The sequence below is a fragment of the Chryseobacterium sp. CH21 genome, assembly GCF_004119445.1.
Lineage (GTDB): Bacteria > Bacteroidota > Bacteroidia > Flavobacteriales > Weeksellaceae > Chryseobacterium.
Map to the genome: position 1 here is coordinate 1 of NZ_QICI01000037.1, position 11,366 is coordinate 11,366.

At 35.7% G+C, this 11,366-nt stretch carries 8 protein-coding genes and 2 pseudogenes; 3 read left to right on the forward strand and 7 right to left on the reverse strand.

Going from position 1 to position 11,366, the window contains the following annotated elements:
- Positions 1–330 precede the first annotated feature (330 nt).
- Positions 331–783, reverse strand: a complete 453-nt coding sequence (locus BOQ62_RS06720) for a hypothetical protein (RefSeq protein ID WP_129038153.1) — start codon at positions 781–783, stop codon at positions 331–333.
- A gap of 82 nt (positions 784–865) precedes the next feature.
- On the opposite strand from BOQ62_RS06720, the gene BOQ62_RS06725 reads away from it, so the two are divergent.
- Complete coding sequence (locus tag BOQ62_RS06725) at positions 866–2,992, forward strand: helix-turn-helix domain-containing protein (protein WP_129038155.1); 2,127 nt, start codon at positions 866–868, stop codon at positions 2,990–2,992.
- Positions 2,993–3,026: 34 nt separating this feature from the next.
- Here the strand turns inward: BOQ62_RS06725 and BOQ62_RS06730 are convergent, their stop codons facing one another.
- The 3 genes from BOQ62_RS06730 to BOQ62_RS06740 form a co-directional block, all read right to left on the reverse strand.
- Positions 3,027–3,875 (reverse strand): M12 family metallopeptidase, encoded by an 849-nt coding sequence (locus BOQ62_RS06730; RefSeq protein WP_129038156.1) that lies wholly within the window; start codon positions 3,873–3,875, stop codon positions 3,027–3,029.
- A 162-nt stretch (positions 3,876–4,037) separates the two neighbouring features.
- Complete coding sequence (locus BOQ62_RS06735; RefSeq protein WP_129038158.1) at positions 4,038–4,475, reverse strand: hypothetical protein; 438 nt, start codon at positions 4,473–4,475, stop codon at positions 4,038–4,040.
- The gene (locus BOQ62_RS06740; protein ID WP_185146789.1) at positions 4,475–4,930 is read right to left on the reverse strand and encodes a hypothetical protein; all 456 of its coding nucleotides are present in this window, start codon (positions 4,928–4,930) and stop codon (positions 4,475–4,477) included. The genes BOQ62_RS06735 and BOQ62_RS06740 overlap by 1 nt, the downstream gene beginning before the upstream one ends.
- A gap of 231 nt (positions 4,931–5,161) precedes the next feature.
- Between BOQ62_RS06740 and BOQ62_RS06745 the strand changes: the two genes are divergently transcribed.
- Both BOQ62_RS06745 and ribB read left to right on the forward strand, forming a co-directional pair.
- Positions 5,162–6,166 (forward strand): LLM class flavin-dependent oxidoreductase, encoded by a 1,005-nt coding sequence (locus tag BOQ62_RS06745; protein ID WP_129038160.1) that lies wholly within the window; start codon positions 5,162–5,164, stop codon positions 6,164–6,166.
- Between the two features lie 68 nt (positions 6,167–6,234).
- Positions 6,235–7,356, forward strand: a complete 1,122-nt coding sequence (gene ribB, locus BOQ62_RS06750; RefSeq protein WP_129038162.1) for a 3,4-dihydroxy-2-butanone-4-phosphate synthase — start codon at positions 6,235–6,237, stop codon at positions 7,354–7,356.
- A gap of 91 nt (positions 7,357–7,447) precedes the next feature.
- On the opposite strand, the pseudogene fmt reads toward ribB, so the two are convergent.
- The 3 genes and pseudogenes from fmt to BOQ62_RS06765 form a co-directional block, all read right to left on the reverse strand.
- A pseudogene (gene fmt / locus BOQ62_RS06755) lies at positions 7,448–8,394 on the reverse strand (methionyl-tRNA formyltransferase).
- Positions 8,395–8,540: 146 nt separating this feature from the next.
- On the reverse strand, positions 8,541–10,445 hold the full coding sequence (locus BOQ62_RS06760; RefSeq protein WP_129038164.1) for an ATP-dependent DNA helicase RecQ: 1,905 nt from the start codon (positions 10,443–10,445) through the stop codon (positions 8,541–8,543).
- A gap of 78 nt (positions 10,446–10,523) precedes the next feature.
- A pseudogene (locus BOQ62_RS06765) lies at positions 10,524–11,366 on the reverse strand (OmpA family protein); the annotation flags it as partial.

Here is an 11,366-nt window from a genome sequence, read left to right on the forward strand (position 1 = left end):
TGGTCAAGTTTTTGCGAAACGAAAATTCACCGATTCAACTTGCGAAAGCGACCAATTTCACATATTGACCTTGAAATTGTGAATAGTCAATTCGCTGCGCTTGTCAATTTTTGCGATACGGAAATTCACGATTCACTTGCGAAGCGCCATTCACATATTGACCTTGAAATTGTGAATCGTCAATTCGCTGCGATTGTCAATTTTTTGCGAAACGAAAATTTACCATTCACTTGCGAAGCAAAATTCACCATTGACCTATTTACAATACATATAAAAAGCTCCGTCCTGAGACAGAGCTTTTTCGATTTGATATAGAACCTTTGCTTTATGTTAGTTAGGATCAGGCGTGATCAATCTTATCTTTCCTTTAACACATTTAAGAGAGGTAGGAGGAGTGATCATTACACAATCCGACATAATATTATATTTTTCATTAAAAGCCCTTACTTTATCCGTATAATCATTCACTCTCTGTAAAAAAGAGATTTCTATTTTCTTGGGATAAGCAATATAGAGTTGAGGACCGCCACAGGATTTTGCACCCATGGGAGTAAATGCCCATTCACTGGCGTCAGTACATTTTTCCCCCGATACTTCAGATTCGATTGATGCTTTTAGTCTGTCGAGTTGCGCCTGCTCGTATTTTTGACTGTCTTCATCGGCAGGTCTGTTGGCAATATCAACGGGAAGATTAGTATTGACATTCTTTGATGTATTACAGGAAACTAAAGTTAATGTAGTACATAATACTATTACCGGAACATAAATGAATAATTTTTTCACAATAAGCTTTTTTCTTTTTATAATTTTTCAAAACTTATGCCAAGGTAAGAAATTCAAATTCATTTCCGTATTTTTGACGACGATGAACAATCATTTTTTTGACTTAATAGAATATACCAACAGAAGCGTTTTTTTAACCGGGAAAGCCGGAACAGGAAAAACGACATTTCTTAATGATTTTGTAAGACGAACAAAGAAAAAGCATATCGTAATAGCTCCTACGGGAATTGCTGCGATCAATGCAGGTGGAGTTACCATCCATTCTATGTTTGGTCTGCCGCTAAGAACCTTTCTACCCACTACAGAAAGGATAGATACCAGTTTGGCCAATAATATTGCCGATCTGATGCCCCATTTCAAATACCGTAAAGACAAACTGAAACTTCTGAGAGAAGTAGAGATCATTATCATTGATGAGGTTTCTATGCTGAGAGCAGACGTTCTGGATATGATGGATTTTTCTTTACGATTTATCAGAAGGAACAATCAACGGTTTGGAGGGGTGCAGATGCTGTTCATCGGGGATTTATTTCAGCTTCCTCCGGTAGTGAGGGATGAGCACATTCTGAAAATGTATTATAATTCACCTTTCTTTTTTGACAGTCACGCCATTAAAGAAATCCCCATTGTGACCATTGAGCTGACAAAAGTTTACAGACAGTCTGACGAAGAGTTTCTGGAAATTCTGAATGCTATCCGTGATGGTGACGTAGATAATATAGATTTTAATCACCTCAATGAAAGGTATGATCCTGACTTTGATATGGGGAAAGAATCTTATGTATATCTGTGTTCTCATAACAAAATGGCAGATGAGATCAATCAGGAGAAGCTGGCAGAGATCAAAGTGGATGCTCAAACGTATGAAGCCAAGCTTGTAGGGGATTTTAAAGAAAATCAATTTCCGAATGAACAGTTTCTGGAATTGAAAATAGGAGCTCAGATCATGTTCATCCGAAATGATATTTCCGGAGAAAAGAAATATTTTAATGGGAAATTGGGTGAGATTATCGGATTGGATGAAAATGAAATCCGTGTTGTACTGGACGAAAGTGAGAGAGAAATTGTTGTAAAAAGAGAAACCTGGGAACAGAAAAAATATTTTCTTGATACCGATAAAAATATCAAAGAAGAAGTGCTGGGAAGTTTTGAACAGTTTCCCATCAAATTAGCCTGGGCGGTTACCATTCACAAAAGTCAGGGATTAACTTTTGATAAAGTGATTATTGATGCAGGTAAAAGTTTTACTGCCGGTCAGGTATATGTCGCTTTATCCCGTTGCAGAACGTTGGAAGGAATTGTTTTAAAATCAAAAATTACCCCTGAAGTTATTTTCAAAGATAACAGGATTCTGCATTTCCACACCGATACGATTGCCAATGACAATGTGGAAGCCATTCTGAATCAGGAAAAATATGATTACAGCATCAGAAAAGTACTTCGTACCCTGGATTGTACATGGTTTTTGAAGGAAGTGGAAGAATGGAATAACCTTTCCATTGTCACCAAGAATATTGACCATGCTAAAACCAAACAGCTTTATCTTCAACTGAAACACGAAGCGGTTAATCTTGGGAAAATTTTTGAAAAACTGGAACGTATCATTTTTCAGAAGGTTAATAATTTTATTGAACAAAAAGAAGAATGGTTGGAGATTGAAAGTAAATCAAAAGGAGCCGTTAATTTCTTTTTTACAGAAATCAGGAATAAAATTTTCGATCCTTTGAAAGATTTTTATGCTGAAATAAAAGGAGCGAAAGGCTTAAAACAATATAACGAAGAATTTAAAAACTGGCTGGAAGACATTGAAGAATATTTGAACAGTCTGAGAGATATTCATCTTCTTGAAACGAAACTTTTAGATGAAAAGAATGATAAAGAAATCAATCTGAAAATTGCTAAAGTTCCGTCACAGGTTTTGACGTTTCAATTATTTGAACAAGGAAAAACTATTGGTGAAATTGCTTTAGAAAGAGGTTTGGTGAAAGAAACAGTGATTGGTCATCTTGCCAAATTTGCAGAACAGGGATTGCTGGATATTTCCAGAGTTATCACTTCAGACAAGATCAAGGCTTTTGAAGATGAGTTCTACAAAAATCCACACGAAACATTGACTGAGTGGAAAAATGCTTTGCCAAGCCATTTTGAATTTAACGAAATAAGGATTTTAATCAATCATTATAATTATAAAAAAGAAAAGAACTCATAAGAGTTCTTTTTTGATTTGATATGAATTTTTAAAACTAAGGATACATGGCATTAATGGTATTGATGTCTCCGGTTGTAAATCCGGTTCTGTTATACGTAAAACTGCTGTTGTCAGCTCTTGTTATAGTCGGTTGACCGTTTTTAGAATAAGAGGTCGGCCAATACATCATCACCGAATTGATATTGAAAGATCCTATATCTGTACCGGAACTATAAATATTAAAATTATGAGACTGTCCGCTTTGGATATTGTTCCACAGGATTTTTACATATTGATCTCTATCTTTACGCGTATGTTCATGGTAAAGTCCCACAGTGTGTCCCATCTCATGAATAACTGATCCCACAGAAATATATTGATCTAAAGAAACATTTTGTTTTCCACCCTGATATCCGATATGAGCCCAGCCATCTGATCCGGATGAACTTCCAAAAATGAATTCCACATAATTAGACTGATTGGTTCGGTAGATCCATTGAGTATTGGTTTTGTTGTTATACTCGCTGATGGCGGAATTGATTTTATTAACGTTGATTGAGCCCATGTTGCTGGCAATGGTATAATAAATTTTACCGCTTGGCCATCTTGAATAGCTGGCACCACCTTTATTGACTTCATTACCTTCGGATAATTGCTTGTCAGAAAGAACCATATCTCCCTCGAAAAAATTCATTCCGTTTTTTCTCTCGTAGGTAATGTCCTGGCCATTCAATTGTCCTTTTTTAAGATTGTCGGCATTGAAGGCATTGGTTTGAGCTTCAGAGGTAATTTCTTCATTGTTTTTGCTGCATGAAATTAGCGTTGCAGCCATAAGAAAACTCATAAAAACAGTTTTCCCAGTCAGAATCTGCCGATAGAACAGTCTGTTTGATTGTTTTTTCATATTCAATTTTTTTAAGATTTGGTATACGAATATAGTAAATATTTCTCTTTATGATGAATTATTAATGTTAAAAAACTTTTTTTTGTGATAATTATTTAATTGGAGGGTTTGTGGATATAAAATAAAAAAAGGGTTCTGAAATATTCAAACCCTTTTTTATTCTTATTCGTTTAGCATGTCTTGATTGACTCTGTAGCCCACGATTTTTATGTCCCCATCTTTATTCTTTTCTAAAGTAAAAGATTCTTCTGTTTTCTTAGTACCTCTTTTTACGTTATACATGAAGAAGTATTGACTTCGTGCGTTGTTTCCTTTCACAACCATGGTTTCCCATTTGGCAAGATTGTATTCATCTACAGGGCCAATCTCATTGACTGTATTCATAAGTTTTACAAGCTTTTCTTTATCAGTCACCTCAAAGAATTTCTCGCCAAACAATTTATAAATATCATCCGGATTGTTTCCGTATCGGAGTTCCCAATAAAATTTTATTGGAATTTTTTCACCATCTGCTTTGTCAGACTCTCGGTCTTTATAAAATTGATTGAAAGAGCAGCTCATTAAAAAGAATGATAAAAGGAGCAAATAAATATTTTTCATTAAATTTTGGTATCTAAAATTAATTTTCTGCGGTTGTTATCGTAAAAAGTAGCATGATAACTTTCGTCTCTGAATTCAGTTTCTGTATTTTCTATTTCATTAAATATGCTTTTGTTTGTCTGGGAAAATTCGACAATTTCAAAGTACTTTTCATCAATATAGTTGAAATCTACCAGTTTCAGATAGTCATTAATGGAATTTTTATCAATCATAATTTTTCCACCCCCAAATTGATGCCTGTCCTGACCATTTTTCTTTACGCCAGATATCCAATATTCCTCACCGGTTTCTATATCAAAATGATTTGCGTTGATTCCTGGTCTTTTGAGTTTTTTAAGAGCCTTGTTATCGAAATAAACTGTTTGTCCGGTTTTTGAAAATTCTACAAAACCAATCCATGCAGGCCCGTGATGATCAAAGGATTTATTTTCTATATACATTATTTTTGTTTGCATGTTCTAGTTTGATACCGCAATTTACCCAAAATCTTATAAGTAAAATCGAGTAAACAAAAATTTATTCCAATAGTTTTTCCCTGAACTGATCAATTGTTTTTATTAATTACAAAAAGTAACTAATGCAGTTTTTAAGTTTTAAATTTGTGTGGTTTTTAAGAACCTAATTTAGAATTATGAAATTGACAGAGGAGATTCCCTATCACCTTTGGAAAAATTAACGATCTCAATATGAAAAATTTTGAAATTTCTGTTTTAGATCTTGCACCGGTAAAGCAAGGTAAAAGCATTCATGATACTTTTCAGGACAGCTTATCATTAGCTAATCACGCTGAAAATTTAGATTATAAAAGATTTTGGCTGGCAGAGCACCACAATATGGAAAGCATTGCAAGCTCTGCAACTTCTGTTTTAATAGGCTTCATCGCCAATGGAACGAAAACGATAAGAGTAGGTTCAGGAGGAATTATGCTTCCCAACCACAGCTCTCTGATTATTGCAGAACAGTTTGGAACTTTGGAGTCTTTATTTCCCGGAAGAATAGATCTCGGATTAGGAAGAGCACCGGGAACAGATGGGTTGACAGCTCAGGCTTTGGGAAGAAATCCAGCTATCATCAATGAACAGTTTCCAAGACAAATCCTCGAACTTCAAAGATATTTCTCAAAAGAAAATTCGGATGCGATGGTTCGTGCCATTCCGGGAGAAGGACTGGATATTCCGCTTTATATTCTGGGATCAAGTACAGACAGTGCGTGGCTGGCTGCGGAATTGGGTTTACCCTATGCATTTGCAGGACATTTTGCTCCGGAACAGATGGAAATGGCTTTTAAAATATACAGAGAACATTTTGAACCTTCAAAATATTCAGAGAAGCCTTATATTATTGCGTGTGTAAATGGTGTAGCAGCTGAGACCTCGGAAGAAGCTCATAAAATTTCAACCACTTTATTTCAGGCATTCATTAATATTGTAAGAAACGACAGAAAACCTTTTGCGCCACCCGTGGATGATATGGATGAAATCTGGTCTCCAATGGAAAAATCTATGGTATTGCAGAAGCTGAGATATACTTTTATTGGTGATCAGGCTGAGGTTCAGGAAAAGCTTAAAGATTTTCAGGAAAGATTCCAGGTTGATGAACTGATGATCAATTCACATATTTACGATCATCAGAAAAGATTAAGATCTTACGAGATTTTCAGAGAGGCAGCTAACTCTTTATCCAAAGCGTAATAAACCATCCATAATTAATTGGCAGATGCTTATTTTTATGAGTATCTTTGCACAAATAAAAAGTAAACATGTCCGATATTAAATTAAATACTATTCCAGAGGCTATTGAAGACCTTAAAAATGGTAAAATAATCATAGTAGTAGATGATGAAGACAGAGAGAATGAAGGTGATTTTCTTTGTGCTGCAGAGCTGACAACACCGGAAATTATCAATTTTATGGCGCTTCACGGGAGAGGTCTGATCTGTATGCCGCTTCCTGAAAAAAGATGTGATGAGCTTGGCCTTGAAGTAATGGTAAGCAGAAGCAGCGATCCTAAAGAAACTGCTTTCACCGTATCGGTTGACCTTCTTGGGAATGGAACGTCTACAGGAATTTCTGCAGGAGACAGAGCAAAAACAATTTTAGCGCTGATGGATGAAAAATCCAAGCCTACAGATTTTATGAGACCTGGCCACATTTTCCCGCTTCGTGCAAGAAAAGGAGGGGTATTAAAAAGAGCAGGGCATACTGAAGCAGCTATTGATCTTACCCATTTAGCAGGATTGAAAGAAGGAGGAGTAATCTGTGAGATCATGAATGAAGATGGTACAATGTCACGCCTTCCTGAGCTTCACGCATTTGCTCAAAAACATGACATGAAGATCGTTTCCATTGAAGACCTGATCCATTATCAGCTTAAAAAAGGAAACCTGGTAGAAAGACTTGAAGAGAAAAAAGTAAAAACGCACTATGGTGATTTTGATTTTTATGCTTTCAGAGAAACTTCAAATGATCAGATCCACTTTGCTTTAACAAAAGGAGCATGGACCGTAGATGAGCCAGTTTTAGTAAGAGTACAGTCTTCGGATTCTTATTTCGATGTATTGACAAGATTGAACAACGGTGAAAAACCTTTGTTGGAAAAAGTAACCGGTATGGTAAATGAAGCTGGGAAAGGAGCTATTATTTTCATCAATAACGTTTCGAATTCTGAAAATACATTGAGAAAACTTCAACAATTCCTGAATTATCAGGACGGTCAGGAGCAGCATCCTACATTGGCGTACAATTACAGAGACTATGGAATCGGAACGCAGATCTTAAAGAATTTAGGAATCAATAAGTTTAAAGTAATCACTCAAAACCCTAATATCAAACCTCAGGTTGGAGGATATGATGTAGAGGTAACTGAGTTGGTGCAACTATAATAAATAACAGTCAAAATTATTTTGACTGTTTACTGAATAAAAAAGGTTTAGAATTTTTCTAAACCTTTTTTATTTTTATTTAAAATGAATTTTAGCTTAATGCAATCCCATCAAAGTTTCGAAAACCATTCAGAAAATCTTTGACCATCATTCTTTTCTTGCCTTCCAGTTGAAGCTCCAGCGGATAATACATTCCGTCCTGGGTATAGATTTTAAATTCATTTTTTGAAATTTCCAACGTTCCGGCTGATTTTCCGTGGTCAGCAAGTTCAAATTTACCTCCGAATATTTTTAACCCTTTTTCTTCGTTTTCAATCTTTAAAGTAGTGAAAGCTGCAGGGTAAGGAGACATTCCAAGGATAAACTGATGAACGGTTTTTGATGACTGTTCCCAATTGATTCTTGTATCTTCCTTGAAAATTTTATAAGCATTTTTAGGATGTTCTACCTGTGGCTGAGGTTTTTCTTCAATAGCATTTTCAGCCAGGCCGTCTAATGTTTTAACAACCAGCCCTGAGCCCATTTCCATGAGCCTGTCATGAAGGCTTCCCGCATTTTCATCAGGTAAAATTTCCATTTCCTGCTGAAGAAGAATATTACCCTCATCAATTTTTTCATTTATAAAGAAAGTTGTCGCTCCTGATTTTTCTTCTCCATTAATTACTGCGTAATTGATAGGAGCAGCTCCTCTGTAATCAGGAAGTAATGAAGCGTGAAGATTGAAAGTACCTATTTTAGGCATTTCAAAAAGCACTTTAGGCATCATTCTGAAAGCTACCACCACAAAAACATCGGCATCCAGTTTTCTAAGTTCTTCCAAAAACTCAGGATCTCTTAGTTTTTCCGGTTGGAAAACAGGGATATTATTTTCTTCTGCATAGATTTTTACCGGTGATTGGTGAATCTTTTGTCCACGTCCACTTGCTTTATCAGCTACCGTTACTACACCTACAACCTGATGGTGAGATGTATGGATTGCCTCCAAAGAAGTTTTTGCAAACTCCGGAGTTCCTAAAAAACGACTTTCAATGATTTCATACTGCAAAGATAAGTTTTTGATCTGAGAGTCGGAAAGGGTTTGGGTTGGAGGGTGGGAGAGTTTTAGAGATAGGATGAGTATATATATTTTTTATCTAAAAAATCTATACTATTATTACTTATTGCTCATTACTTATTAATTATGACTAATGATTCAGTTCATACGTTCTGAAGTTCAGCATTCTTACTTTTCCTGAGTCTAAGAGGAAAATAAGGTTTTCTAATATGTTCTCTTTTGAATGATAGCTCAGCTGTATTGAAAGCTCTTCTATTGTTGCTGGTTTTTTTGCTAATAAATTAACAATTTGCTGAGAAATATTTTTACCAAACATAGATTGCTTATTTTTTTCACAGACCGAGCACTGACCACAGTTTTTGGAATTTTTTTCACCAAAGTAGGCTAGAATTAGTTTCATTTTACAGTAGTCGTTGTTTTCTACGTAAAACTTCATCTCTTCCCATTTCTGGATTTTATTTCTCTGAATATGTTCAAATAATTTCCAATAAGCATTATTGACAGCTCTTTCGTCACGGGGTTTCAAGAATTTAATACTGGAAAGTGCACCATCAATGTATTCAAGATAATTCTTTTGTTGCAGCTCTTTCAGACGTTCCTTGATCAAAGGAACACTGATGTTGATTTTATTGCTCACCTGCTGTTCGCTGAACATTACTTTGTGAGTTGTAATTCCGGATACAGTACGGAAAAGAAGCTCTATAAAATGAGCATCTTTTTGTGGTAATTGATCTATCTCATCAGCTTTAATAAAAAGTTCGAGAGAAGACAGGCTTTTGTTTTCGTTATAATAAATAATTTCCTGATTATGCAGAAAATTAAGAATATTATTAATCTTTGCTTTTGACAGTTTGGTGAAATTCTGTATACCCAATGTATTCAGTTGAAATGTTTTTTCCGGAAGCTCAAATTCTGCTACCTGGAAAATAGAGTAGAGGAAGCTTATGATCTTTAAAAACTCAGCTTTATTGGGAGTTTGGTTTTTTAAGACCTGATCAAAATTCAGAAGTTCCTGTTTATTCCAAAGCATAAAGGCAAAACTATCTTTACCATCTCTTCCGGCTCTTCCGATTTCCTGATAATAGTTTTCCAGAGAAGCTGCAGGAGAGTAGTGAATGACAAACCGTACATTGTCTTTGTCAATACCCATTCCAAAGGCATTGGTTGAAATCAGGACATGATTATCACTGTTATTCCAAAGGTTCTGTCTTGCATTTTTTTCTTTAGCTGTCAGGCCGGCGTGAAAATAATCTACATTTTTCAGTTGATTTTTTTTCAGGAATTCTGCCAGTAGTTCTGCTTCTTTTCTGGTTCTTACATACACAATCCCAGAATCATTGCTGTATTTTAAAATATCAAAGACACGTTGGAATTTATCGGATACTTCATCACTGAAAATTTTAATATTTTCTCTCTTGAAACTTTTTTGGAAAACAAACGGTTTTTTCAGTTCCAGTTTATTTTTAATTTCTTCCAACACTTTCGGAGTTGCTGTTGCAGTCAGGGCAAGGCAGGGAATCTCAGGATTATTACTTCTGAATCCTTTAATATTCTGATAACTTGGTCTGAAATCCTGGCCCCATTCTGAAATACAGTGCGCTTCATCTACTGCAATAAAGGATAGCTGAATTTCCTCCATATTCTGAATAAACTGAGTGTTGGTAAGTCTTTCAGGAGAAACATAAAGTAATTTGGTAAGGCCTTCTTTACATCGGTCATAAATAGCTTCTGCATCATATTCATCCAGTTCAGATGAAAGATATTCTGCTTCTATACCGCGTGATTTAAGCTGATTTACCTGATCTTTCATCAATGCAAGAAGAGGGGAAACTACGAGGCAGGTTCCTTCTTTGAGCAAAGCAGGTAATTGATAACACAAAGATTTTCCTGCTCCTGTGGGTAACAGTACCAGGGTGTCTTTTTCATTGATAACAGCATTAATAATTTCTTCCTGAGAATCTCTGAAGTCGGTGTACCCCCAGAAATACTTAAGAGTGTCATATTTTAGCTTTTGAAAATCCTGCGGAGAAATCATGTTGTAAAAATAAGGAAAGAATGATGACAAAAAAAGCCACGCATAGCGTGACTTTTATATAATATATCAATAAGCTTATTATTTAGCTTCGAAGTATACTCTTCTGTTGGCTCTGTTTTTCCATTCAGGGCACTTCGTTGCTGGTTCACACTCAGGGTATTTAAGGTCTTTTTCACCTTTTCCTACTGCCTGTAGTTTACCTGTTTGAACACCGTTTTTGATCAGATAGTTCTTAACGTTGTTTGCTCTTCTTTCAGATAGTTTTTGGTTGTAAGCATCAGTACCTCTTGTATCAGTAGCTCCGATTACATTGTAAGAACCATTTGAAGAATTAATATAGTTTACAGCATTATTTAAGATTGGAGTATTTGAAGGTAAAATTCTGTCAGAATTTAAATCAAATTCAATTCCTTCCAATTTAGTTTCTGTTTCTACTACAGGTCCTGTGGTTGCTACTGGACATCCGTTGTTTTCAACAGGTCCAGGAACTGTTACACACTTATCGTAAAGATCGATTACACCATCTAGGTCTGTGTCTAGAGCAACTCCGGCACCATCTACTCTTGCTCCTGCAGGAGTATCAAGCTGTCTGTCCCAATCGTCACATACCCCATCGTTATCAGCATCTCCTTTTTACATACTTCTATATCCTGGTTTTTATTAGCCAGTACATCAAGCTTGTAATAGATTTCCTGAAGTGGGTCATGCCACATTACATGAGATTCATGTTTTCCAAGTTTTAGAGAAACCCCTAAAGTAGCGTTGAAAAAGTTGTCAGAAACCTGCTCAGATTTTTTATTGATAGCACTGTATTTATCACCACCACCATCAAACTCATCATCACCTGTTACAACATACATCAATCTGCCTTCAATATCAATTCTTCTGTTCACTTTAAACTTCAGACCTGTACCAGCCTGC

Coding starts and splice junctions, on each gene's coding strand:
- BOQ62_RS06725 (WP_129038155.1), top strand. CDS start 866: ATGAACAATCATTTTTTTGACTTAATAGAATATACCAACAGAAGCGTT.
- BOQ62_RS06730 (WP_129038156.1), bottom strand. CDS start 3,875: ATGAAAAAACAATCAAACAGACTGTTCTATCGGCAGATTCTGACTGGG.
- BOQ62_RS06735 (WP_129038158.1), bottom strand. CDS start 4,475: ATGAAAAATATTTATTTGCTCCTTTTATCATTCTTTTTAATGAGCTGC.
- BOQ62_RS06740 (WP_185146789.1), bottom strand. CDS start 4,930: ATGCAAACAAAAATAATGTATATAGAAAATAAATCCTTTGATCATCAC.
- BOQ62_RS06745 (WP_129038160.1), top strand. CDS start 5,162: ATGAAAAATTTTGAAATTTCTGTTTTAGATCTTGCACCGGTAAAGCAA.
- ribB (WP_129038162.1), top strand. CDS start 6,235: ATGTCCGATATTAAATTAAATACTATTCCAGAGGCTATTGAAGACCTT.
- BOQ62_RS06760 (WP_129038164.1), bottom strand. CDS start 10,445: ATGATTTCTCCGCAGGATTTTCAAAAGCTAAAATATGACACTCTTAAG.